Origin of the sequence: Streptomyces sp. NPDC005402 (assembly GCF_040606575.1) — a bacterium.
Taxonomy (GTDB): domain Bacteria; phylum Actinomycetota; class Actinomycetes; order Streptomycetales; family Streptomycetaceae; genus Streptomyces.
Window position 1 is genome coordinate 511,989 of the sequence record NZ_JBEXFB010000003.1, and the last position, 22,764, is coordinate 534,752.

Sequence of the window (22,764 nt, forward strand, 5' to 3'; positions counted from 1 at the left end):
GGGTTTCCGATCCCGCCCTGGTCATGTGGGCCGATCGTTGTCAGTACCGGGTGACATGATCCGCGCTATGGATCTCCGCCTCCTCCTCGCCGACCTCGACCAGACGGACTGGTCACGGCTTCGCCATGCGTACGGCTCCGCGCAGGACGTCCCCGGGCTGCTGCGGGATCTCGCGTCCCCGGTGGAGGAGACGGCCGCGGAGGCGGAGCAGGAGCTGTGGAGCAGCATCGTCCACCAGGGCACGGTCTATTCGGCGACAGCGGCCGCGGTGCCGTTCCTGGCGGGACTCGTCGCCGAAGGCGTGCGTCAAAGCGCCTTGGTGGGCATGCTCGGTGTGATCGCCGGGAGCGTCGACGAGCACGATCTGCCGGTGCCCGGCGGGGCCCGCGGCGCCGTTGCGGCACAGCTGGGACAGCTTCTGCCGCTGCTCGCGGACGACGATCGCGAGGTGCGGCGGACCACGGCGTGGGCGGTGGCCCAGTGCGGGTCAGCGGCCGGCCCCGACGCGCGGGCGGCGCTGCGGGCCCGCTTCGCGGCGGAAAGCGATCCGGCGGTGCGCGCGGATGTGCTGACGGCCTGTGCGCTCCTGGATCCTGACGCGGCCGAGGAGCTGTGCTCCGCTGCGCTCGCTCCTCGCCCGCCACCTGGCCGACCGGCCGCGTGCACTGCAGGGCGCGCACCGACTCGCGACCGGTGAGACCCGGACGCCGAGTCGTGACGACACGTCCGGTGAGGACCCGACGCCCCTGCCCTACGATCCTGAACTCCTCGACGCGATACGCGTCCGGCTCGCCGCCGAACCGTCCCGCGAGCGCGGATCGGTCTTCGGCGGCGGGCTGGCCGCGACCAACGAACCGGTCTATCTGTGCGGGCTGCTGGCCGCTTGGGGCAGGCCGGCCAGAGCCGCCCTGCCGGAGCTGCTCGCCGCGCTGCCCCGTCATCCGCTCCCGGTCAGCCGCGCCCTGGCCGATGTGGCCGATCCCCAGGCCGACGCCCACGTGATCGAGGCGCTACGAGCCCAAGCCCAGCAGGGACCACCGGCCACGCGTCAGGCTGCGGCAAGCGCACTCCACTCCCTGACGGGCGACGCCGACCCCCTGATCTCCGTACTCTCCGAGCTGCTGTCCAAGCGCGGCAACGGCTTGGACCACACAGTCGCCGCGGCCGCCTCGCTGAGGGAGGCCGCTCGTCCCTTGCTTCCGCTGCTGCACACACTGCTGGCGGAACCGCCGCAGTCGCGTGAGACCGTGCCGATGATCAGGGCAGCGCTCGGGGCCGCGGCGCTGGTCTGGGAGCTGGCCGGGGATGAGCAGGCCGTGCTCCCGGTCCTTCAGGAGGGCCTCGCCTGGGCGTCCCGAGCATGGGGCCAGGAGACGGTGAAACGCGCCGCCGAAGTCGCTCGCCTGCTCGGTCCCGCGGCTGAGCCGCTCGTCCCCGACTTCCTGCCCCTGCTTGACGATCCGGAACTCGCCCCTGTCCTCGTACTCGTCCTGACCAGCGTTTGTCCCGAGGCCGACGCACCCGCCGGGCTGGCCCGGACCGCCCTGGCCGACCGTGTCCTGGCAGCAGCCCGGCCGGGCTCGTACGCGCGCTCCGCCTCGGTCGTGCTGAAAGCCTGCGTCGCGCTCGGCCCGACCGCCTTCACCGACGCTCAGCTCGACCTGATCCGCAATCTTGCGGACGGCGACCGGCGCATCGTGGGCGCCGGTCTCCAGGACCGGATCATCCTCGACGACGAACACTTCCGCGCCGAGGCTCGGAAGGTCCTACGGACACTGACTGTTGATCCCGCAGGTTCATAGAGACCTTGGCTGGAAGATCACGCCGTCCACCTCGCCCCCGGCTGACGATCGCGTCGTAGCCGGACGCGTCCGCGCTCAGGCCGCCTTGCGGCCCCTCTCCCCGTGTGCCCGGATGATGTCCGCGTACCGGTACCCCGTGCCCTTGATCGTCCGCCGCTGCGTCTCGTAGTCGACGTGGACCAGGCCGAAGCGCTTGTCGTAGCCGTAGGCCCACTCGAAGTTGTCCAGCAGGGACCAGGCGAAGTAGCCGGCCAGGGGGGCGCCCTTGCGGGCGGCGGAGGCGCAGGCGGCCAGGTGGTCGATCAGGTACCGCTGGCGTTCCGGGTCGTCGACCGTTCCGTCGGGGCGTACGACGTCGGGGTAGGCGGAGCCGTTCTCGGTGACGTAGAGCTTGCGGGCGCCGTACTCGTCCGTGAGGCGGAGCAGGAGGGTCTCGATGCCGTTGGCGTCGATCTCCCAGTCCATGCCGGTGCGGGGGACGCCGGGGCGGGAGACCTGACGGGCCCTTGGGGCGGGCCCGGTGGGGTCGTCGGCGACGGTGATCGGCATGTAGTAGTTGAGGCCGAGCCAGTCCAGGGGCGCGGCGATCGCCGACAGGTCGCCGTCGCGCTCCGGGAGTTCGACGCCGTAGACCTCCCGCATGTCCGCGGGGAAGCCGCGGCCGTGGACCGGGTCGAGCCACCAGCGGTTGGTGTGGCCGTCCATGCGGCGGGCGGCGGCGAGGTCTTCTGGTCGGTCGGTGGCGGAGTGGATAGTGGAGAGGTTGGTGACGAGGCCGACCTGGGCGGACGGGGACGCGGCGCGGATCGCCTGCGTGGCCAGGCCGTGGCCGAGGAGCAGGTGGTAGGAGGCGCGGACGGCGGCCGTGAGGTCGGTCAGGCCGGGAGCCATCGTGCCTTCGAGGTGGCCGATCCAGGCCGAGCACAGGGGTTCGTTGAGCGTGGTCCAGTGGTGGACCCGGTCCCCCAGTCGTTCGGCCACCACCGAGGCGTAGGCGGCGAAGTGCTCGGCGGTGTCGCGGGCGGGCCAGCCGCCGCGGTCCTGGAGCACCTGGGGCAGGTCCCAGTGGTAGAGGGTGACGGACGGGGTGATGCCGGCGGCCAGCAGGGAGTCGATCAACTCGTCGTAGAAGGCGAGGCCCTTGGGGTTGACCGGGCCGTCCCCGCCCGGCATCACGCGCGGCCAGGCGATCGACAACCGGTAGGCGTTGGTGCCGAGTCGGCGCATGAGGTCGATGTCCTCGCGCCAGCGGTGGTAGTGGTCGCAGGCGACGTCGCCGGTGTCGCCGCCCGCGACCTTTCCGGGGGTGTGCGAGAAGGTGTCCCAGATCGACGGCGAGCGGCCGTCCTCCGACACGGCTCCCTCGATCTGGTAGGCCGCCGTGGCCGTGCCCCACAGGAAGTCGTGCGGAAGTGCGGCGAGGTCGATGCTCACGAAAGTCCTTTCAAGATCGGTCACTTGACGGCGCCCGCCGTCAGCCCGGCGACGAGGTAGCGCTGGAGCAGCAGGAACCCGGCGACCACGGGGACGCTGACGACCAGCGAGGCGGCCATGATCTGGTTCCAGTACACGTTGTTGAGCGTGGAGTAGCCCTGGAGTCCGACGGCGAGGGTGCGGGTGGCGTCGTTGGTCATGACGGAGGCGAAGAGCACCTCGCCCCAGGCGGTCATGAAGGCGTAGACGGCGACGGCGACGATCCCGGGGATCGCGGCGGGCACGACGACCCGGAAGAGCGCCCCGAACGGCCCGCAGCCGTCCACCAGCGCGGCCTCGTCCAGGTCGCGCGGCACCGAGTCGAAGTACCCGATCAGCATCCAGATCGAGAAGGGCAGGGAGAAGGTCAGATACGTCAGGATCAGCCCGCCGCGCGAGCCGAACAGGGCGATGCCGGTGGCGTTGCCGATGTTGACGTAGATCAGGAAGAGGGGCAGCAGGAAGAGGATGCCGGGGAACATCTGCGTGGACAGCACGGTGACCGTGAAGACGCGCTTGCCGCGGAACTCGTAGCGGCTGACGGCGTACGCGGCGAACACCGCGATCACCACCGAGCAGACGGTCGCCGCACCCGCCACGATCAGCGAGTTCACGAAGTACCGCGCGAGCGGGATCGTGGACCAGATGTCGATGTACGGCCGGATGGTCACCTCGCTGGGCAGCCAGTGGAACTCACCCGTGACGTCGGCGAGCGGCTTCAGGGAGCTGGAGACCATCACGTACACCGGCAGCAGGACGAAGCCGGTGAGCAGGGTGAGGAAGATCCGCCGGGACCAGAAGAAGGAACGCGGCGGTGCCATGGGCGAGCGGGGTGTCGGGGAGGCGCTAGACATCGGCCGGCTTCCTTCCTCGGGACGTCAGCAGGAGGTAGACGCCCGTCACCACGAGCAGGAACAGCAGCAGGAGTACGGACATCGCGGAGCCGGTGCCGAAGTTCCAGGTGACGAAGGACGCCTGGTAGATGTGGACCGAGATCAGGTCCGCGGCCTCCGGAGCCGACCTGCCGAACAGGACGAACGGCGTGTTGAAGTCGTTGAACGTCCACAGGAACAGGACCAGCACCAGCACCTGGTTGACCGGCCGCAGGGACGGCAGCGTGATGCGGCGGATCTGCTGCCACATCCCGGCGCCGTCCAGGGCCGCCGCCTCGTACAGCTCGCCGGGGATGTTCTGGAGTCCGGCCATGACGATGAGGAAGGCGAACGGCCAGCCCTTCCACACGGACACCGTGAGCAGCGCGTAGAAGCTGTTGTCGCCGATCAGCCAGAAGGACGGCTTGTCGGTGAGGTGGAGCTGGTCGTGCAGGACGTGGTTCACCAGGCCGTTGTCGTGCTGGAACATGAACACCCAGGTGATGACGGCCGCGTAGACCGGCAGGGCGTACGGGATGAGGAACAGGGCGCGCAGCAGGCCCCGGCCGCGGAAATTGTCCTGCAGGTAGACCGCCGCCGCCGTGCCGATCAGCCAGCACAGGCCGACCGACAGCAGCGTGAAGGCCACGGTGACGAAGAAGGAGTGCAGCAGGGCCTCGCCGACGGGGGCGTCGAAGTCCACCGACACCTTGTAGTTGTCGAGGCCGGACCAGGGCGCGGCGCCCCAGTCGCGGATGTAGAACTGCGTGAGTTCCTTGAAGCTCATCACGATGCCGATGACCATCGGCACCAGGTGGACCAGGAGTTCGAGGAGCAGGGCCGGCAGCAGGAGCAGATACGGCAGCCCGATGCGGCGGAGCCTTCCGGGGCGGCGGCGGGGACCGGGCTGCGCCGCCCCGGAAGGGTTCTTGTGCGCGGCGGCCTCCGCGGGCGCGGTGGTGGTCATCGTGCTCACTTCGTCGGCATCTGCTGCTGGGCCTTCTCCAGCGCGGCCTTCACCGACTCGGTGGTGACCGCGCGTCCGGCGGCCGCGTCGGCGAAGAGGTCCTTGACGGCGGTCCCTACGGCCGTCTCGAACTGCGACTCGTCGGCGACCTGCGGCAGGGCGGCCGCGCTGGTGGCGAGGGTGTTCTTGAGGACCGCGTTGGCGCCCGAGCTGAAGGCGGAGTCCTCCTGGACGGTCTTCACCGGCGGGATGGAGCTGTACGCGGTGTTGAGGATCTTCTGCTCGGCGTCGCCGGTCATGAACTTCACGAACTTCTTGGCGCCGTCGATGTTGTCGGTGTTCTTGAAGACGGCCAGGTTGATGCCCATGACGGCCGAGTTGACCTGGGTGCCGGCGCCCGGGGCGCCCGACTGCACGGGCACGGGTGCGATGCCGTACTTGTCCTCGCTCATGCCCTGGGACGTGAGGTTGGAGGACGCGGACTGCCACAGCAGCATGGCCTGGTTGCCCTTGGCGAAGTCGCTCACCGACTGGTTCTGGGCGTACTCGGCGTCGCCGGTCGGGATGACCTTGTCCTTGGCCATGAGGTCGACGTACTGCTTGACCGCGGCCACCACGTTGTCGTTCGTGAAGTCGGGCTTGCCGTCGGAGGTGAAGAAGTCGCCGCCGTGCTGCTTGGCGAAGACGAAGACGTGGTGGATGTTCTCCGAGAGGTTCGAGCCCTCCGCGCCGAGCGCCGACTTGCCCTTGGCCTGGATCTTCTTGCCGTCGGCGACCAGTTCGTCCCAGGTGGCCGGGGGCTTGGTGATGCCGGCGTCGGCGAAGATCTCCTTGTTGTAGTAGAGGGCGTAGGACATCGAGTAGAGCGGGACCGCGGCCGGGTCCTGGCCCTCGGCGCCCGTGGAGCCGAGCGCGGAGTCGACGAAGCGGTCCCGGCCGCCGATCGCGGCGAAGTTCTTCGCGTTCCAGGGCAGCAGGGCGCCGGTGGCCTGGAGGGAGGCGCTCCAGGTGTTGCCGATGTTGAGGACGTCGGGGCCCTGCCCTGAGGTGGTCGCGGTGAGGATCCGGTTGAGCAGGTCGGACCAGGGCACGACCTCCACCTTGACCTTGATGCCGGTCTGCTTCTCGAACTTGTCGAGCTCGGGCTGGAGGACCTTCTTGTCGACCTCGATGCTGGCACCCTGGTTGGAGGCCCAGTAGGTCAGGGTCTTCGGCGAGTCGTTGGACCCGCCGCTCGTCGACGAGCCGCCGCCGCAGGCGGTCACGAGAGTCATGAGGGAAACGGTGACCGCACCGGCGGCCGCGGCTCGGGTTCTGCGCATGGCTCTGGTGTCCCTTCCAGGGGAGACCTCCGGGTGCGTTCGCTTCTCGAACACCACCCCGGAGTTAATTTATGGCGTGATTTAAGACGCGAAGGAAAGTCGCGTCAAGAGTCGGCGCAGCGGTATCTTGCAGGTCGAGGCGGCATCGGAAGGGGTCCACATGGCGGTGCGGAACGGGCGTACGGTGCGTGACCTGCGACGGGGCAACCGGGCCGCCGTACTGCAACGGTTGTATTTCGACGGGCCCATGAGCCGCTTCGAGCTGGCGCCGGCCACCGGTCTGAGCGGCGGCTCCATCAGCAACGTGGTCGCGGAACTGGTCGAGGACGGCCTGGTCGAGGAGGCCGGCACCGTCGAGTCCGACGGCGGCCGCCCCCGCACGCTGCTGCGCGTCGCCCCCGCCGGCGGCCACATGATCGGCGTCGACGTGGGCGAGACCCGCGTCCGCGTCGAGCTCTTCGACCTCACCCTCACCGAACTCGCCCGCACCGAACGGCCCCTGGCGCATCACGGCTACGACGTCGAGGTCGTCGTCGGTCACATCCGCGACGGCATCGCCGAGGTCCTCGCCGACGCGGACATCACCCCCGAACAGCTCCTGGGCGTCGGCATCGGCGTCCCCGGCATCGTGGCCCACACTCCCGAGCAGGGCGCGGTGGTCCACGGTCAGACGATGGGCTGGAACGCCGTCCCGCTGGAATCCCTGCTGCGTTCGACCTGTGAACTCCCCGCCTCCGTCCCGTACTTCATCGACAACGGCGCCCGCACCCTCGGCCAGGCCGAACTGTGGTTCGGCGCCGGCCGGGGCTCCCGCAACGCGGTCGTCGTCCTCTTCGGCTCCGGCATCGGCGCCTGTCTCGTCACCGAGGGGGTGGAGTACGGCCGCGCCCTGGAGTGGGGACATGTGACCGTGCAGGTCAGGGGACGCCGCTGCCGCTGCGGGGCGCTGGGCTGTCTGGAGGCGTACGCGGGAGCGGGGGCGCTCATCGACCGCTGGCGCGAGGCGGGCGGCCACCCGCCGGAGGACGCCGACGAGGAAACCGCGCTGGCCGCGCTGCTGGCGGCGGCCGGCTTGGACGGGGGTGCGGGGGGCGGCTCGGGCGGGGGTGCGGGGGGCGCCTCGGGCGAGGGTGCGGGGGGCGCCTCGGGCGAGGGTGCCGGGGACGGTCTGAGCGAGGGGACCGCGGCCGACCCGGGCCAGGGCACCGAGGCCCATCCGCGCGAGGACGCCGAGGCCCGCCCGGCCCGGGAGCCCGCGGCCCATTCGGGCGAGGGCACCGCGGCCCACCCGGACCAGGGCGTGAAGCCCCGCCCGGGCGAGGGCGCACAGCCCGACCCGGGCAAGGGCGCCACACCGCACCCCGTCCAGCCCCCCGAGGCCGACCCGGTCGCTCTCGCCGTCCTGGAGGAGACCGCCGAGTACGTCGGCGCCGGGCTGTCCGATCTGGTCAACCTCTTCCAGCCCGAACGCATCCTCATCGGCGGCTGGGCGGGCCTCCAGCTCGGCCCCCGCTTCCTGCCCGCCGTACGCCGGTACGCCGACGCGTACTCCCTGCGCCACCCCGCCGAACGCGTCACCATCGACCTCGGCAAGCTCGGCCCCGACGCGGTCACGGTCGGCGCGGCGAGCCTGACCCTCGCCGACTTCTTCGCCCGGGGCGGGCGGCCCGCCGCGCGCCGGCGGGATCACGAGGGCGCGAACGGCGGCTGACCCGGCCGGGACGCGGCCGGTGACGTGCCGGTCAGGCCACCGGGTCGAGGAAGGTCAGGACGGAGGCGTCCTCCTCGATCAGCGGGGTGAGCGCGGCGTTGAACGGGCCGCCGTAGGGGGCGTTCAGGTGCGCCTGGAAGGCGTCCTCGTCCCGGTAGACCTCGAAGATCCAGAAGGCGCGGGGGTGCGCTGCCTTGGTGTAGACGTCGAAGGCGAGGTTGCCCTCCTCCTCACGCACCTTGTCGGCGTACTCCACGATCATGCGGGCGACCTCGTCCTGCGCTCCCTCACGGGCGGTGAACTCGGCGAGCAGGGTCTTCTTCACGGTGGGGTGTCCTTGTCAGTCGCGGTAGGAGCCGAGGTGCCAGACCCGGGCCCGGTCCAGTTTCACCGAGCCGTTCTCGGCGAAGACCCGCACGCCCTTGCTGTCGGGGTCGGGGAAGATCTGGTCGGTGATCACGGCCTCGCCGCTGCCGCCGAAGACCTCGACGGAGGACCGGTCGACGAGGATCCGCAGCTTGACCTTGCCGTTGACGGCCTTGAGCGGTGCCCGCTGGACGCCAGGGAAGGCGCTGCTGAAGTCCGAGGCGCCGGAGCGGGTGCGGTCGACGTACAGCTCCTCGGTCGTGGTGTCGTAGCCGATGACCGTCTCCTCTCCCCCGGCACCGGTGCGCACCTTGAGGCCGAAGCGTTCGGCGTCCCGGAGGGAGAAGGTGGCCTCGATGTCGAGGGCCCTGCCCCGCGCCTTCGGGCCGATCAGCGGCTGCGAGGTGCTGGTGACGGTGACGCCGGATGCCGTCGCCGCGCCTCCCTCGCGCAGGGACGCGAGGCCCGTCACCGGCTCGCTGGTCAGTCGGGCACGGCCGTCCACGGTACGCAGGGCCATCCGGCGCGGGACGCTCTGCGCGCCACGCCAGGGCGAGGTCGGGACGGAGCCGCCGTACTCCCAGTCGTTCATCCAGCCGATCATGTACCGCTCGTCGCCCGGGACGTTCTCCCAGGACACGGCCGCGTAGTAGTCCTTGCCGTAGTCGGCCCAGTCGGCGCGCTGCACGACGGACTTGGCGGGAGCGGCCGCGGTGGTGAACCGGTCGGCCATGATGTGGCCCCAGCCGCCGGTGTTGTTGTCGACGATCTGGATCTGTGCCCGCTTGCCCGCGTAGGGCCGCAGGTCGAAGGACGCCCAGTCCAGGGTCTCGCTGTCGGAGCCGGTGGCGCTGCGCACGACCTGGCCGTCGACGAGCAGGTTGACGGAGGTCTCCCGGGAGACGGGCCGGGCCCGGGTGTCGGAGAGCACGATGTGGTCGACGTTGAGGTGACCCCAGCCGCCGGTGTTGTCGTCGACGATCCTGATGCGCGCCTTCTTGCCGGCGAGCTCGCGCACGTCCCAGGAGGCCCAGTTCAGCGCCTCGGCGTCGCTTCCGGTGGCGCTGCGCACGACCTGGCCGTCGACGAGGAGTTCCACCGCGGTCGGGTGGTCCGAGCCGGCCGGGTGGTTGCCGCCGCCGACGAGGAAGTCGACGTAGTCCTTGTCGAGGGTGAACTCGGGCGAGGTGAGGGTGCCGGTCGTGGAGTCGCCGTTGCGATAGCTGTTGACCAGGCCGTCGCCCAGCCAGCCGGTGACCTCCTGCTGGTCGGGCAGGGTGCCGGTGGCCGGTGCGGTGCCGAAGGCGTCGCCGGTGGTCGTCCAGTCGCCGTAGGTGCCGCCCTCGAAGTCGGCGAGGACGGTCCCCTGGGGCGGGGCTCCGCGTTCGAGCACGGTGCCGTCCTGGTGCGGGTGCTTGCCGCCGCCGACCTTGAAGTTCAGGTAGCGGCTGCCGACCGTGAAGGGCTGGGAGGTGAGGGTGCCGGTGGCGGAGTCACCGCTGTGGAAGCTGTTCGCGAAGCCCTTGCCGTCGTAGCCCGTGACCGCGCCCTGTCCGTCCAGCGCGCCGGTCGCCGGTGCCTGCCCGAACGCCGTCCCGGTGGTCGTCCAGGTGTCGAAGCCGGTGCCCTCGAAGTCCTGGACGACGGTGCCGGCGGGCGGGGTGTAGCTGCCCTTGTCGTCGGCGGTGAACTTCTCGCCGTCGAAGTCGCCCACGAAGTACTGGGCACCCGAACCGCCGGTGATTCCACCGGGGTTGATGTTGACGACGAGGACCCACTTGATCTTCTTCCGGTCCCCGTCGACCGCGAGGGGGAACAGGTCGGGGCACTCCCACACCCCGCCGGTCGCGCCCGCCGGCCCGAACTCGCTGAGCAGGTCCCAGTCCTTGAGGTTCTTGGACGAGTAGAACCGCACCTTGTGCTCGGCGGACAGCGACACCGACATCAGCCAGCTCCTGGTGGGCGCGTACCACTGCACCTTCGGGTCGCGGAAGTCCTTCGAGCCGATGTCGATGACCGGGTTGCCCCGGTACTTGGTCCAGGTGCGGCCGCGGTCGGTACTGTAGGCGAGCGACTGGGCCTGCGTGCCCGTGCTCTTGTCGAGGCTGGTGTAGATCGCCACCATGGGCGGGTTCTTCTTCGTGCCGAACCCGGTGGTGTTGTCCTTGTCGACGACCGCGCTGCCGGAGAACACCATCTCCTTGTCGTCGTGCGACAGGGCGAGCGGCAGCTCCTTCCAGTGCACGAGGTCCTTGCTCACCGCGTGCCCCCAGGACATGTCTCCCCAGGAGTCGCCGTTCGGGTTGTACTGGTAGAAGAGGTGGTATTCGCCCTGGTAGTACACGAGGCCGTTGGGGTCGTTCATCCAGTTCTTCTGCGGTGTGTAGTGGAACTGGGGCCGGTAGGTCTCGGTGTACGGCGGGGTGTCGGCGGCGACGGCCCGCGGCGCGAGCGGGGTCGCGGACAGGGCGCAGACGGTCGCCGCCGCGGCGATCATCCGGGTGCGGGCATGCCGGGATACACGTCCGGAAGTCATGGGTCTCCTGTGCTGATGACGCCCTGGGACCGGCGCCGTCCTCCGGGGCACCGGTCATGGGTGTCATCGTTGACTCATGTCATCGTTGACACCGAGGCCCGATGATGAACGCAATCCGCACGGCTCGTCAACGGTTCCGGTGCGATCGTTCCCGTGGAGCGGTGCGATCGTTCCCGTGGAGCTCGGCCGTCCGTCACGCGCCGCCGACCGCCGCGAACTCCTCCAGCTCCCCCCGCCATGGCGGGTTGGGGCCGGCGACCGAGCAGGTCAGCGCCGCGACCCGGGTGGCGAAGGCGCACGCCTCGGCGACCTCGTCGAGCCGCAGGCCGGTGAGCCGGCCGCCGAGCAGGCCGCGGGCCTCCAGGTGGTGCAGCAGACCCGCGGTGAACGAGTCGCCGGCCCCGACCGTGTCGACCACCTCCGTCACCACCGCGGGCACCTGGAGCCGTTCGCCGTCGAGGGAGGCCAGGACGCCCTCGCCGCCGCGGGTGATCACGACGAGCCGGGCTCCCGCGGCATGCCAGAGGTCGCACGCCTGCTCGGGTGCCGTGTCCGGCAGCAGGAGCCCGAGGTCGTCCTCGCTCAGCCGGAGCACGTCGGCGAGAGCGCACCAGCGGGCCAGCCGCGCCCGGTAGACCTCGGGACGGACGAGCAGCGGCCGGACGTTGGGGTCGATGCTGATGGTCGCGCGGGGTGCGGCCGCCGCCAGGAACTCCTCCACCACCGCCCCGCCGGGCTCCCGGACCAGGGCCAAAGACCCGGTGTGCACACAGGTGGTTCCGGACAGGTCCACCCGCTCCAGCTCCTGGGCCGACCACTGCCAGTCGGCCGTGTTCTGCGCGTGGAAGGAGAACGCGGCCTGGCCCCGGTCGTCCAGCTCGGCCACGGCCAGCGTGCTGGGCTCCGGGGCCGCGACGGCGGCCGACAGGTCCACCCCCGAGGCCTCCAGGCGGTCGCGGAACAGGCGGCCGAACACATCGCCGGACAGACGCGCGAGGAAACGGGCCGGGGTGCCGAGACGGGCCAGGGACACCGCCGTGTTCGCAGGTCCGCCGCCCGGCAGGACCCTGAGGGCGAGCTCGCCCGGGCTGCTCGCGGGGTCGACGAACGCGTCCGCGACACACTCTCCGAGAACCGTGATCTGACGTGCGCTCATGAGCTGCTCTTCTCTGCGAACGTGCGCCGGAAACGGGCACGGAACGGGCGGCCGCGGTCGCCGTTGCGGACTTGTGACAGGCGCGGGGCATTGACGTTGCCGGGAGACGGGGTCATCATCCTCGGCAGTGTCAACGATGACATAAGTCAACGATGACACCTAGGGACGGCATGCTCCGATGCCGCCGCTCGCCCGCAATCCCGCTGGAGTCGTTCATGTCTCGCACCCCTCGACTGTCTTCCTCCCTGCTCAGAGTCGCCGCGTGCACCTCGGTCGCGGCCCTCGCCCTGACGGCCTGCGGTTCCGGCTCGGGATCAAGCTCCACGAGCTCGGGGTCGGGCACGGTGAAGGTCGGACTGATCACCAAGACCGACACCAACCCGTTCTTCGTGAAGATGAAGGAGGGCGCGGAGAAGGCCGCCAAGGAGAACGGCGCCCAGCTCATGACCGCGGCGGGCAAGTTCGACGGGGACAACGCCGGCCAGGTCACCGCCATCGAGAACATGGTCGCCGCCGGCGTGAAGGGCATCCTGATCACCCCGAGCGACTCCAAGGCGATCGTGCCCGCGATCGCGAAGGCCAAGGCCAAGGGCGTGCTGGTCATCGCCCTGGACACGCCGACCGAGCCGGAGAGCGCGGTGGACGCCCTCTTCGCCACCGACAACCTCAAGGCCGGCGAGCTGATCGGCGAGTACGCCAAGGCCGCCATGAAGGGCAAGACGGCGAAGATAGCCGCCCTCGACCTCGCGCCCGGCGTCTCCGTCGGCGTCCAGCGGCACAACGGGTTCCTCAAGGGCTTCGGCGCCACCGAGAAGGACGTGGCGTGCGCCCAGGACACCGGCGGCGACCAGGCCAAGGGCCAGACGGCGATGGAGAACTGCCTCCAGAAGGAACCCGGCATCAACCTCGTCTACACCATCAACGAGCCGGCCGCCCTGGGCGCGTACACCGCGCTGAAGGCCAAGGGCCGGGAGAAGGACGTGCTGATCGTCTCCGTCGACGGCGGCTGCACCGGCACCCAGGCCGTCAAGGACGGGAAGATCGCGGCCACTTCGCAGCAGTACCCGCTGAAGATGGCCGCCGAGGGCGTCAACGCGGTCGTGACGTACGCCAAGGACGGCAAGAAGGCGTCCGGTTACACCGACACCGGCGTCACCCTGATCACCGACAAGGCCCAGACGGGCGTCACGTCCAAGGACACCGCCTTCGGCCTGGAGAACTGCTGGGGCTGAGTCCGGCCCCAGGGACCGTACGACAACGCCTCTGCCCCGAGCGGGGCGGCCGGCCCCGCTCCTCCCCGATCCGGGGACGGCCGCCCCCCTTGTCCTCCCACCAGGACTTCTGTCTTCCGACAAGGATTCGCATGACCGCCACGTCCACGCCTCCGAGCACCTCCTCGCCGTACGCCGAACTCAAAGCGCCGACCGCGGCCCGCAGACTGCTCACGGCGCCGACCACCGGCCCGCTGGTCGCCCTTCTGCTCGCCTGTGTCTTCTTCGCCGTCTCGACCGACCAGTTCCTGACCGGCGGGAACTTCTCGCTGATCGTGCAGCAGGTCATGGTCGTGGGCACTCTCGCCATCGGCCAGACCCTGATCATCCTCACCGCGGGCATCGACCTGTCATGCGGCGCGGTGATGGCGTTCGGCAGCATCGTGATCGCCAAGATGGCCGCCGAGGGCTCGCTGCCGCCGCTGGTCGCCATCGCGCTGGGACTGGTCGTCTGCGGTGGATTCGGCCTGGTGAACGGGCTGTTGGTGCAGAAGATCCCGCTGCCGCCGTTCATCGTCACCCTCGGCATGCTCAACGTGGCGTTCGCGCTGACCCACATCTACTCCGAGGAGCAGACGGTCACCAACCTGCCCGGCCCGCTCACCGCCCTCGGGCAGACCTTCCCGATGGGCCACACCGACATCACCTACGGCTCCCTCGTCACCATCGGCCTGTTCCTGCTGCTCGCCTACGCGCTGAGCAGCACCGGCTGGGGCCGGCACGTCTACGCCCTGGGCAACAGCCAGGAGGCCGCGCGGCTGAACGGCATCCGCACCTCCCGGCTGACCATCGGCGTCTACACCGTCGCCGGTCTCCTCTACGGCGTCGCCGCCCTGCTCCTGATCTCCCGCACCGGAGTCGGTGACCCGCAGGCCGGACAGACCGACAACCTCGACAGCATCACCGCCGTGGTCCTCGGCGGCACCAGCCTCTTCGGCGGCCGCGGCTCGGTCCTCGGCACCTTCATCGGCGTCCTCATCGTCGGGGTCTTCCGCAACGGGCTCCAGCTGATGGGCGTCGCCTCGATCTACCAGACCCTGATCACCGGAGTCCTGGTCATCCTCGCGGTGACCGTCGACCAGATGTCCCGGAAGAAGGCCCGATGACCGCCATCGCCTCCCCCACCCCCGTCCTTCAGGCCCGCGGTCTCGTCAAGCGCTACGGCCAGGTCACCGCCATCGACGGCGCCGACTTCGATCTGCTGCCCGGCGAGGTGCTCGCCGTCATCGGCGACAACGGCGCCGGAAAGACCAGCCTCATCAAGGCCCTCACCGGCGCGGTGACGCCCGACGCGGGCGAGATACGCCTCAACGGCGAACCCATCCAGTTCTCCGGTCCGCAAAGCGCCCGCGCCCACGGCATCGAGACGGTCTATCAGGACCTGGCCGTGGCCGCGTCGATGGACATCGCCTCGAACGTGTTCCTCGGGCGCGAGCTGCGCAGGCCCGGTGTCCTCGGCAGTGTCTTCCGCATGCTCGACAAGAAGCGCATGCGCCAGGAGGCCGCCGAGCACATGGCCGACCTGAAGATCGGACTGCGGTCGCTGACCCAGTCGGTCGAGACCCTCTCCGGGGGGCAGCGGCAGGCCGTGGCGGTGGCCCGTTCCGTCGCCTGGGCCCGCAGTGTCGTCGTCATGGACGAACCCACCGCCGCGCTCGGCGTCAAGGAGTCCGGACAGGTCCTCGACCTCATCCGCCGGGTCCGGGACAAGGGCATGCCGGTCGTCCTGATCAGCCACAACATGCCGCACGTCTTCGAGATAGCGGACCGCATCCACGTCCACCGGCTGGGCCGGCGGGCCGCCCTGATCAAGCCCTCCGACTACTCCATGGCGGAGGTCGTCGCCATCATGACCGGCGCGCTCACCGTGGACGAGGCCGGAGGTACTGTCGTAGCGGATTCCGAGGCCGCGAAGGCCGCGGGCGTCCAGGCCACCTGACCACAGCACTCGACACTCGACGGCATCCGGCCGAGGCCGCGGCCGGAACCGACGAGCACAGGAGACGGTTTCCTCCATGGCAGCGAACCGCCGCCCGACCCTGGCCGACGTCGCCCGCGAAGTGGGCGTCAGCGCCAAGACGGTCTCCCGCGTACTCAACGAGGACGGACCCGCGTCGGCCGAGACCAGGGAACAGGTGCTCGCCGCCGTGGCCAAGCTCGGCTTCCAGCCGAACCTCATGGCGCGCAACATCCGCGTGGGCGGGCCCGACACGACCATCGGTCTGGTCATCCCCGACCTCGGCAACCCGTTCTTCGGAGCGGTGGCCCGCAGTATCGAGGACACGGTCCGCGACCGCGGGCTGACCCTGCTCATGGGCTCCTCGGCGGACGACCCGGACCGGGAACGGGCCCTGACGGACAAGTTCCTCGCCCGCCGCGTCAGCATCCTGCTGGTCGTGCCGTCCGTCGGCGCCGACCACTCCCACCTCAAGACCCACCGCGCGACGGGCCTGCCCGTCGTGTTCGTCGACCGTCCCGGAGTGGGCCTGGCCGCCGACAGTGTCGTCAGCTCCAACCGCACCGGCGCCCACGACGGAGTCGCCCATCTGATCGCCCACGGCCACCGGCGCATCGGCTTCGTCGGCGACCTGCCGGTCAAGCTCTACACCCGCCGGGAGCGGTTCACCGGATACCGCGAGGCCCTTGATGAGGCCGGCCTCCCCTACGACCGTTCCCTGGTCACCAACGCCCATGACCAGCAGGGTGCTTCGGCCGCGACGGCCCAACTCCTCGGCCTGGCCGATCCCCCCACGGCCCTGTTCGCCGGCAACAACATCGTCGCCCTGGGGATAGTGGCCGAACTCGCCCGCAGCAGGCGCAAGGACGTCGCCGTCGTCTCCTTCGACGACGTCCCGCTGGCCGAGGCCCTCGAACCGGCCCTGACCGTCGTCGCCCAGGCCCCTGAGGAGATCGGCAGAACGGCGGCGACCACCGCGTTGTCCCGCCTCGACGGCGACCGCACCCGGGCCCGGACCATCACCGTGCCGACGCGGCTGATCGTGCGGGGCTCGGGCGAGCGGCCCGCCCCGGCGTTGCAGCGGGTCTGACGCGACCCCCGCCCCCGGGACATAGGTTGGGCGGATGACGACGACGCCGCCGGAGATCCTGTTGCTGTCGGGGAGTCTGCGCAAGGACTCCACCAACGAGGCCGTGCTGCGTACCGCGCAGGCCGTGGCACCCTCCGTGCGGGTGACCACCGTGCGCTACGACGGTCTGGCCCAGCTTCCGCACTTCAATCCCGACGACGACACCGACCCGCTGCCCGCCCCGGTGACCCGCCTGCGTGCGGCGATCGAGCGGGCGGACGCGATCCTGGTCTGCACCCCGGAGTACGCGGGCACCCTGCCGGGCTCGTTCAAGAACCTGCTGGACTGGACGGTCGGCGGCACCGAGATCAGCGACAAGCCGGTGGCCTGGATCAACGCCGCCGCCCCGGGCCGCGGCCGGGGCGCGGAGGCAACGCTGCGGACGGTCCTGGGCTACACCGGCGCCGACATCGTCGACGCGGCCTGCGCCCAGCTCCCCGTGGACCGGGGCACCGTCGACAGCGGCGGCCTCGTCACCGACCCGGAGCTGCGCCGCCGACTCGGCGAGATCCTCGGCCTGTTGGCGCGGGCCTCCCGGGGTTGAGAGGGCAGGGCCGACCGCCGGGCGCGCTCCACCGCGCCCGGCACCCCACTCAGCCCGCCTGCCCCGGCACCTCCTTCATCTCGTTGACGACCGCCCGCCGGGTGATCGCGATGGTGAAGGTCACCGTCCCCTTCTTGAAGGTCCCGTCCGACTCGACCTGGACAGTGCGCTCGCCCAGGAACGCGTAGGTCTTCTTGTCGAAGATCCACTCAGTGCGCTGCCCGTTCTGCTCGTCCAGCCGCGCGACGGCGACCCCGTGGCGCCCCACCGCGTCGACCGCGTCGTCCACCGCCACGACCCCGGGGATCGCCGCGGCGGCCTTGTAGAGCGCGGCGGTGAGGTCCGCGGGCGGGTAGCTCTCGGTCAGCATGTCCCCGATGGCGACGAACGCGGCCTGGTCGCGCGGGACTTCGGGGTCCCGCTCGGCGTCCGACTCCTGGTAGATCTTCCGCAGCAGGGCCTTCGGGTCGGTGGGCAGCTTGGCCAGCCTGTCGTAGGCGGACCTGATCGGGTTCGGTCCGGCCAGGGTGATGCCGTCCCCGCTCGTGTTGCCCGGCTCGATCAGCCAGCCGTTCCTGCCGTCGGGGGACTGCCACACCTGGCGGGAGTGCAGCTCCTCGCTGACCACCGTGGTCCTGTCGTCGACCGTCTTCGGGTAGGTGCTGGCGACCTTGGACGCGATGTAGAGGAACTGGTCCTCGCGCACACCGGGTTGGGAGATGTCGGCGGCGGCGAGGGAGATGTGGTCGAGCAGCGGGGCCGCGCCCTTGGCGTCGGCGGCACCGACCCGGGTGGTCAGCGCGGGCCCGGTGGCCAGGGAGGCGTTCCCGTCACCGCCGCCGGTCAGGGCGAGGCCGCCCACCACCGCGCCGGCCAGGGCGCAGGCGAGCGCGGGCAGCAGGACCGCCCGGCGCAGGAACGGGTTGCGGCGCGCGGCAACAACAGGGGTCGTACGCAGGTCTTCTCGGATCCGGGCCATCATCTGCTCCTTGTGGAACTGGTGGCGGCCCGCCGGCAGATCCCGCTCCGCGGAGGGCAGAAGACCCTGGGTCTCCGTCCACTCGGCCGGGTGCGGCTGGGAGGGGCTGGCGTTCATCGGTTTCCTTCCTGTGCGGACCGGATCACGTATTCGCGATCACCTGCTATCTGCCGGTTTGCGCTGCCGAGTTCCCGTCTTTTTCGCGCCAGTTCGACCTCGGCCAGCTTCCGCAGCCTGCTCCGGGCCCGGGACAGCCGGGAGCGGACGGTCCCGACGGGGATGCCGAGGGCCCGGGCGGCGTCGGCGTACTCCAGCCCCTCCCACAGACACAGCACCAGGACTTCGCGTTCGGGGCGCCGCAGGGAGGCGAGCGCGGTCAGTGTGGCGGCGATCCGGCGCCGGTCGTCCACCCGCCCGGCGATCTCCTCCGCGTGGTCGGCGACCTCCGCGACGCCCGCCGAGGCCGCCGCGCCCGCCGCGGCCCGGTACCGCCGGTTGCCGCGCCCGTGGGAGCGGGAGACGTTAGTGGCGATGCCGAGCAGCCAGGGCCGCAGCGAACCCCCGTCGGCCTCGATCGAGTCCCGGCGCCGCCACGCCTCCATGAAGGTCGCCGACATGACGTCCTCGGCCACGGACCAGTCGGCGGTCAGCCGGAAGGCGTGGTTGTACACCGAGCGGGCGCACGCGTCGTAGAGCTCCGCGAAGGCGTCCGGATCCCCGGCCCGTATCCGGGTTCGCATATCTGTGGTCACGCACTCAACTGCCCGACGGGATCACCGAGTTCCCGTGACACACGTCACACTCCCCTGTCGCGCTCCTATCAATGTTGTGCACTTTATTGACGGCAGTCACCAGACAGCCTAATTTCGCGGTGTCCTTCCCCCGCTCAAGGGAGAGCGCGATGCCCCCGTCCCCCACCGCATCAGAACGCACCCGCCAACTCCGCCGAGTCGCCCTCTCCGGCCTGCTCGGCACCGCCGTCGAGTTCTACGACTTCCTCGTCTACGGCACCCTCGCCGCACTCGTCTTCGGCGAACTGTTCTTCCCCGGCGCCGACCCCGCCGTGGGCACGATCGCCGCGTTCGGCACCTTCGCCGCCGGATACGTGGCCCGCCCGATCGGCGGCATCGTCTTCGGGCACTTCGGCGACCGCCTCGGCCGCAAGAACATGCTGCTGCTCACCATGGGCCTGATGGGCGGCGCCAGTTTCCTCATCGGCCTGCTGCCCACGTACGACACCATCGGTGTCTGGGCGCCCGTCCTGCTGATCACCCTGCGCGTCGTCCAGGGCATCGCCATCGGCGGTGAATGGGGCGGCGCCACGCTCATGGTCGTCGAGCACGCGGGTGAGAAGCGCCGTGGCCTGTGGTCCAGCTTCACGCAGATGGGAGCCCCGCTCGGCTCCCTGATCTCCGCCGCCGTCGTCGCCCTGGTCTCCACCCTCCCCAAGGACCAGTTCGCGGCCTGGGGCTGGCGCGTGCCGTTCCTGCTGAGCGTGCTGCTGCTCGGCGTCGGCCTGTTCGTCCGCCTCAAGGTGGTCGAGAGCCCGCTGTTCGCCGCGGTGAAGAAGGACCGCGCCGAGTCGAGGCTCCCCGTCCTCGACGTCCTGCGCCACCCGAAGCCCGTACTGCTGGCCTGCTGCGTCGGCATCGGCGCCTTCACCGCCCAGTCCCTGCTGACCAGTTACCTGATCGCGTACGCCACCGGCATCGGCTACCCCCGCCCGCAGGTGCTCACCGCGCTCACCGTCTCCGCCGCGGTCGCCCTGGTCGTCCTGCCCTGCGCGTCCGCGCTCTCCGACCGGATCGGCCGCCGCCCGGTGGTCCTCACCGGCGCGATCCTGTCCGCCGCCACCGCGTTCCCCGTCCTCGCGCTCGTCGACTCCAGGTCGTCGGGAGCCCTGATCCTGGCCGTCGTCATCGGCCACGGCATCTCCCAGTCGCTGATGTACGGCCCGCTGGGCGCCCTGTTCAGCGAGATGTTCGGCACCAAGGTCCGCTACACCGGCGCCTCCCTCGGCTACCAGGGCGCGACCCTCGTCGGTGCCGGCTTCTCCCCGATGATCGCCGGCAGCCTGGTCGCGAGCAGCGGCAACGGCACCCCCGTCGCCCTCCTGCTGTGCGGCGGCTCGCTGATCACCGCGCTGACGGTGTGGTTCGTCCGCGAGACCAGCCGTACCTCACTCGGCGAGGACCCCACTCCCGCACTCCCCACCACCCCCCACTCGGAGGAGATCACCGCATGAGGCACAGCACCCGCATCGCCTGCACGGCGGCCTTCCTGCTCACTCTCACCGCCGCACCCGCCGCCACGGCGGCGACCACCACGGACCCGACCCACGTGGACGGCCAACTCCCCTCCGGCGCCACGTACATGATGGACGTCCCCGCGACCTGGAACGGCACCGTCCTCCTCTTCAGCCACGGCTACAACGGCGGCCCCGCCAACCCCGCCCAGGACGCCCCGGACGCCGCCACCAAGGCCCTTCTCCTCCAGCAGGGTTACGCCCTCATCGGCTCCTCGTACGCCAGCACCGGCTGGGCGGTCACCGACGCGGTCCCCGACCAGCTGGCCACCCTGAAGACCTTCACCGGCCGCTTCGGCCAGGCCTCCCGCACCATCGCGTGGGGTCGGTCGTACGGCGGCCTGGTCACCACCGCGATCGCCGAGCGCGCCCCGGACGAGATCGACGGCTCGCTCTCCATGTGCGGCCTGGTCCACGGCGGCGTGGCCAACTGGAACAACACCCTCGACCCGGTCTTCGCCCTCAAGACGCTCCTGGGCTCCGACGTCCCGCTGGTGAACCTCCCGACGCAGCAGGCCGCCACCGACGCGGCGAACACCCTGACCGCCACAGTGGACTCCGCCCAGACGACGGCCGAGGGCCGGGCCCGGATCGCCCTCGCCGCCGCCCTCCACAACATCCCGGTCTGGAACGCGCCCACCCAGACCCGCCCCGCCGCGACCGACTGGGACGCCCAGCAGGCCAACCAGTACGACGCCGTCAAGGGCCTGCTGAAGATCGCCGCCTTCAACCGGCGCCAGGAGGCCGAGGTGCGGGCGGGCGGCAACATGTCCTGGAACACCGGCGTCGACTACGCCCGGCTGCTCGGCGAGTCCTCGGTCCGCAAGGAGGTCACCGAGCTCTACAAGAAGGCCGGCCTCTCCCTGAGCAAGGACCTGGCGGCCCTCAACCGCGCCCCGCGTATCAAGGCCGACCGGAACGCCGTCGCCTGGATGAGCACCACCAGCAGCTTCACCGGCAAGCTGACCAAGCCCCAGCTCGACATCCACACCATCGGCGACCCCCTGGTGCCCGTCCAGACGGAGAGCGCCCTGAAGCGGGCGGTGACGGCGGCCGGTTCCGGCCCCCTCCTGCGCCAGGCGTACGTCGACAACGCCGGCCACTGCACCTTCAGCACCGCCGAACAACTCGCCGCCCTCCACACCCTGGAGGACCGCCTGGCCACCGGCAGCTGGCAGGGCACCGACCCGGCGTCCCTCAACACCCGCGCCACCGCGGCCGACCCCACCACCCCCGCCCGTTACGTCCGGTACCACCCCACCCCCTACCTCCGCCCCTACGACCTTGCCCACCCCGCCGACCGCCGATGACCTCGTACGACCGCCTGCCGCACGGTCGGCGGGCGGTCGTACCCTTGCCCCCGTGGAGGACGACGACATCCTGGACACCCCGGACGGGCCGCAGCCGCGCCCGCAGTCGCTCATGCTCACCTTCTTCGGCAACCACGTCCTGGAGGAGGGGGACCTGGGCGTCTACTCGGGCAGCATCATCGACGTCCTGGGCCGGGTGGGCGTGGGCGAACAGGCCGTCCGCTCCACCCTCACCCGCATGGTCAACCGCGGCCTGCTCCAGCGTCAGCGCGAGGGCCGCAAGATGTTCTTCGGCCTGACCCCGCAGGCCACCCGCGTCCTCATCGACGGCCGCACCCGCATCTGGAAGCAGGGCGCGGTCAACGACGACTGGGACGGCTCCTGGACCCTGCTCGGCTTCTCCCTGCCCGATTCGTGGAAACGCCAGCGCCACGACCTGCGCTCACGCCTGACCTGGTCCGGGTTCGGCGCCCTGTACAGCGGCCTGTGGATCGCCCCCGGCCACGTGGACGTCTCCGCCGTGGTCACCGACCTCGGCCTCACGGCCCACGTCAAGATCTTCCACGCCCGGGCCGCCGAGGTGACCGACATCGAGCAGATGATCCGCGACACCTGGGACCTGGAGTCCATCGCCGCGCGCTATGTCACCTTCGACAAGCGCTGGAGCGCCCACCTGGGCAACGGCACCGACGACGACCCGATCGGCACCCGCCTCCGCCTGGTCAGCGACTGGCTCCGCACGATCCGCACGGACCCCCGCCTCCCGGCCCGCCACCTCCCCCCGGCCTGGCCGGCCCGCGCCGCACAGGAGACCTTCCACCGGGTCGCCGAACAGACCCACCCGGCCCTGGCGGCGGCCCGATCCACCCTGGAGACGACCCCTCTGCGCCAACAGCCTTCGTAGGCAGCGTCCAGGAAGTGCCGGGTTCGGTTGCCGAGCGGGTGCGGATGCGTCGTGGCTGGTCGCGCAGTTCCCCGCGCCCCTTGAGCAGGTGCAGTGGACGTGCTTTCAGGGGCGCGGGGAACTGCGCGAAACGCCCGCCCCCACCCAACCCGCACAGGCC

General features: G+C 70.8%; 20 protein-coding genes. 11 read left to right on the forward strand and 9 right to left on the reverse strand.

All coding sequences use genetic code 11. The features are described 5' to 3' along the window. The first annotated feature begins 67 nt into the window (after positions 1 to 67). Positions 68 to 697, forward strand: coding sequence for a hypothetical protein (locus ABZT02_RS08350; RefSeq protein ID WP_356015481.1), 630 nt, complete (start codon positions 68 to 70; stop codon positions 695 to 697). Continuing rightward, positions 579 to 1,802 (forward strand): hypothetical protein, encoded by a 1,224-nt coding sequence (locus tag ABZT02_RS08355; RefSeq protein ID WP_356015483.1) that lies wholly within the window; start codon positions 579 to 581, stop codon positions 1,800 to 1,802. Before ABZT02_RS08350 ends, ABZT02_RS08355 begins: the two co-directional genes overlap by 119 nt. A 75-nt stretch (positions 1,803 to 1,877) precedes the next feature. Here ABZT02_RS08355 and ABZT02_RS08360 read toward each other — a convergent pair whose 3' ends face one another. Genes ABZT02_RS08360 through ABZT02_RS08375 form a run of 4 tightly spaced genes read right to left on the reverse strand, consistent with a single transcriptional unit; the run spans position 1,878 to position 6,436 of the window. Then, positions 1,878 to 3,236 (reverse strand): GH1 family beta-glucosidase, encoded by a 1,359-nt coding sequence (locus ABZT02_RS08360; protein WP_356015485.1) that lies wholly within the window; start codon positions 3,234 to 3,236, stop codon positions 1,878 to 1,880. Between the two features lie 20 nt (positions 3,237 to 3,256). Beyond that, positions 3,257 to 4,096 (reverse strand): carbohydrate ABC transporter permease, encoded by an 840-nt coding sequence (locus ABZT02_RS08365; RefSeq protein ID WP_356015559.1) that lies wholly within the window; start codon positions 4,094 to 4,096, stop codon positions 3,257 to 3,259. A 25-nt stretch (positions 4,097 to 4,121) separates the two neighbouring features. Further along, complete coding sequence (locus tag ABZT02_RS08370) at positions 4,122 to 5,114, reverse strand: sugar ABC transporter permease (protein ID WP_356015487.1); 993 nt, start codon at positions 5,112 to 5,114, stop codon at positions 4,122 to 4,124. A gap of 5 nt (positions 5,115 to 5,119) precedes the next feature. Then, a complete protein-coding gene (locus ABZT02_RS08375) occupies positions 5,120 to 6,436 on the reverse strand; it encodes a sugar ABC transporter substrate-binding protein (RefSeq protein WP_356015489.1) in 1,317 nt (438 codons plus the stop codon). Positions 6,437 to 6,596: 160 nt separating this feature from the next. Here ABZT02_RS08375 and ABZT02_RS08380 point away from each other — a divergent pair, with 160 nt between their 5' ends. Next, a complete protein-coding gene (locus tag ABZT02_RS08380) occupies positions 6,597 to 8,147 on the forward strand; it encodes an ROK family transcriptional regulator (protein WP_356015491.1) in 1,551 nt (516 codons plus the stop codon). Positions 8,148 to 8,178: 31 nt separating this feature from the next. On the opposite strand, the gene ABZT02_RS08385 is transcribed toward ABZT02_RS08380, so the two are convergent. From ABZT02_RS08385 to ABZT02_RS08395, 3 genes are all read right to left on the reverse strand, one after another. After that, entirely contained in the window at positions 8,179 to 8,472 is a 294-nt protein-coding gene (locus tag ABZT02_RS08385; RefSeq protein ID WP_356015494.1) for a putative quinol monooxygenase, read from the reverse strand. A 15-nt stretch (positions 8,473 to 8,487) separates the two neighbouring features. Continuing rightward, complete coding sequence (locus ABZT02_RS08390) at positions 8,488 to 11,049, reverse strand: GH32 C-terminal domain-containing protein (protein WP_356015496.1); 2,562 nt, start codon at positions 11,047 to 11,049, stop codon at positions 8,488 to 8,490. A gap of 193 nt (positions 11,050 to 11,242) precedes the next feature. Next, positions 11,243 to 12,205 (reverse strand): carbohydrate kinase, encoded by a 963-nt coding sequence (locus ABZT02_RS08395; RefSeq protein WP_356015498.1) that lies wholly within the window; start codon positions 12,203 to 12,205, stop codon positions 11,243 to 11,245. 215 nt (positions 12,206 to 12,420) lie between these two features. Between ABZT02_RS08395 and ABZT02_RS08400 the strand changes: the two genes are divergently transcribed. The 5 genes from ABZT02_RS08400 to ABZT02_RS08420 all read left to right on the forward strand — a co-directional run bounded on the left by ABZT02_RS08400 (position 12,421) and on the right by ABZT02_RS08420 (position 17,106). Next, positions 12,421 to 13,437: a sugar ABC transporter substrate-binding protein gene (locus tag ABZT02_RS08400; protein WP_356015500.1), complete on the forward strand. Its 1,017-nt coding sequence runs from the start codon at positions 12,421 to 12,423 to the stop codon at positions 13,435 to 13,437. Between the two features lie 131 nt (positions 13,438 to 13,568). Continuing rightward, complete coding sequence (locus ABZT02_RS08405) at positions 13,569 to 14,582, forward strand: ABC transporter permease (protein WP_356015502.1); 1,014 nt, start codon at positions 13,569 to 13,571, stop codon at positions 14,580 to 14,582. Further along, positions 14,579 to 15,415 carry an ATP-binding cassette domain-containing protein gene (locus ABZT02_RS08410; protein WP_351990456.1) on the forward strand — a complete coding sequence of 279 codons (837 nt, stop codon included), beginning with the start codon at positions 14,579 to 14,581 and terminating at the stop codon, positions 15,413 to 15,415. Before ABZT02_RS08405 ends, ABZT02_RS08410 begins: the two co-directional genes overlap by 4 nt. A gap of 76 nt (positions 15,416 to 15,491) precedes the next feature. Further along, on the forward strand, positions 15,492 to 16,523 hold the full coding sequence (locus ABZT02_RS08415) for a LacI family DNA-binding transcriptional regulator (RefSeq protein WP_356015505.1): 1,032 nt from the start codon (positions 15,492 to 15,494) through the stop codon (positions 16,521 to 16,523). Positions 16,524 to 16,557: 34 nt separating this feature from the next. Beyond that, on the forward strand, positions 16,558 to 17,106 hold the full coding sequence (locus ABZT02_RS08420; protein WP_356015507.1) for an NADPH-dependent FMN reductase: 549 nt from the start codon (positions 16,558 to 16,560) through the stop codon (positions 17,104 to 17,106). Between the two features lie 49 nt (positions 17,107 to 17,155). Here the strand turns inward: ABZT02_RS08420 and ABZT02_RS08425 are convergent, their stop codons facing one another. Next, positions 17,156 to 18,202, reverse strand: coding sequence for a CU044_5270 family protein (locus ABZT02_RS08425; protein WP_356015508.1), 1,047 nt, complete (start codon positions 18,200 to 18,202; stop codon positions 17,156 to 17,158). Further along, complete coding sequence (locus tag ABZT02_RS08430) at positions 18,199 to 18,837, reverse strand: RNA polymerase sigma factor (protein ID WP_356015509.1); 639 nt, start codon at positions 18,835 to 18,837, stop codon at positions 18,199 to 18,201. The genes ABZT02_RS08425 and ABZT02_RS08430 overlap by 4 nt, the downstream gene beginning before the upstream one ends. Positions 18,838 to 18,986: 149 nt before the next feature. Here ABZT02_RS08430 and ABZT02_RS08435 point away from each other — a divergent pair, with 149 nt between their 5' ends. Genes ABZT02_RS08435 through ABZT02_RS08445 form a run of 3 tightly spaced genes read left to right on the forward strand, consistent with a single transcriptional unit; the run spans position 18,987 to position 22,604 of the window. Continuing rightward, positions 18,987 to 20,330, forward strand: coding sequence for an MFS transporter (locus tag ABZT02_RS08435; RefSeq protein ID WP_356015511.1), 1,344 nt, complete (start codon positions 18,987 to 18,989; stop codon positions 20,328 to 20,330). After that, positions 20,327 to 21,700 carry a hypothetical protein gene (locus ABZT02_RS08440; protein ID WP_356015513.1) on the forward strand — a complete coding sequence of 458 codons (1,374 nt, stop codon included), beginning with the start codon at positions 20,327 to 20,329 and terminating at the stop codon, positions 21,698 to 21,700. The genes ABZT02_RS08435 and ABZT02_RS08440 overlap by 4 nt, the downstream gene beginning before the upstream one ends. A 52-nt stretch (positions 21,701 to 21,752) precedes the next feature. Continuing rightward, positions 21,753 to 22,604, forward strand: coding sequence for a PaaX family transcriptional regulator C-terminal domain-containing protein (locus tag ABZT02_RS08445; RefSeq protein WP_356015516.1), 852 nt, complete (start codon positions 21,753 to 21,755; stop codon positions 22,602 to 22,604). Positions 22,605 to 22,764: the final 160 nt, after the last annotated feature.

Coding starts and splice junctions, on each gene's coding strand:
- ABZT02_RS08380 (WP_356015491.1), top strand. CDS start 6,597: ATGGCGGTGCGGAACGGGCGTACGGTGCGTGACCTGCGACGGGGCAAC.
- ABZT02_RS08400 (WP_356015500.1), top strand. CDS start 12,421: ATGTCTCGCACCCCTCGACTGTCTTCCTCCCTGCTCAGAGTCGCCGCG.
- ABZT02_RS08375 (WP_356015489.1), bottom strand. CDS start 6,436: ATGCGCAGAACCCGAGCCGCGGCCGCCGGTGCGGTCACCGTTTCCCTC.
- ABZT02_RS08420 (WP_356015507.1), top strand. CDS start 16,558: ATGACGACGACGCCGCCGGAGATCCTGTTGCTGTCGGGGAGTCTGCGC.
- ABZT02_RS08365 (WP_356015559.1), bottom strand. CDS start 4,096: ATGGCACCGCCGCGTTCCTTCTTCTGGTCCCGGCGGATCTTCCTCACC.
- ABZT02_RS08425 (WP_356015508.1), bottom strand. CDS start 18,202: ATGAACGCCAGCCCCTCCCAGCCGCACCCGGCCGAGTGGACGGAGACC.
- ABZT02_RS08350 (WP_356015481.1), top strand. CDS start 68: ATGGATCTCCGCCTCCTCCTCGCCGACCTCGACCAGACGGACTGGTCA.
- ABZT02_RS08370 (WP_356015487.1), bottom strand. CDS start 5,114: ATGACCACCACCGCGCCCGCGGAGGCCGCCGCGCACAAGAACCCTTCC.
- ABZT02_RS08410 (WP_351990456.1), top strand. CDS start 14,579: ATGACCGCCATCGCCTCCCCCACCCCCGTCCTTCAGGCCCGCGGTCTC.
- ABZT02_RS08390 (WP_356015496.1), bottom strand. CDS start 11,049: ATGACTTCCGGACGTGTATCCCGGCATGCCCGCACCCGGATGATCGCC.
- ABZT02_RS08405 (WP_356015502.1), top strand. CDS start 13,569: ATGACCGCCACGTCCACGCCTCCGAGCACCTCCTCGCCGTACGCCGAA.
- ABZT02_RS08440 (WP_356015513.1), top strand. CDS start 20,327: ATGAGGCACAGCACCCGCATCGCCTGCACGGCGGCCTTCCTGCTCACT.
- ABZT02_RS08415 (WP_356015505.1), top strand. CDS start 15,492: ATGGCAGCGAACCGCCGCCCGACCCTGGCCGACGTCGCCCGCGAAGTG.
- ABZT02_RS08435 (WP_356015511.1), top strand. CDS start 18,987: ATGCCCCCGTCCCCCACCGCATCAGAACGCACCCGCCAACTCCGCCGA.
- ABZT02_RS08395 (WP_356015498.1), bottom strand. CDS start 12,205: ATGAGCGCACGTCAGATCACGGTTCTCGGAGAGTGTGTCGCGGACGCG.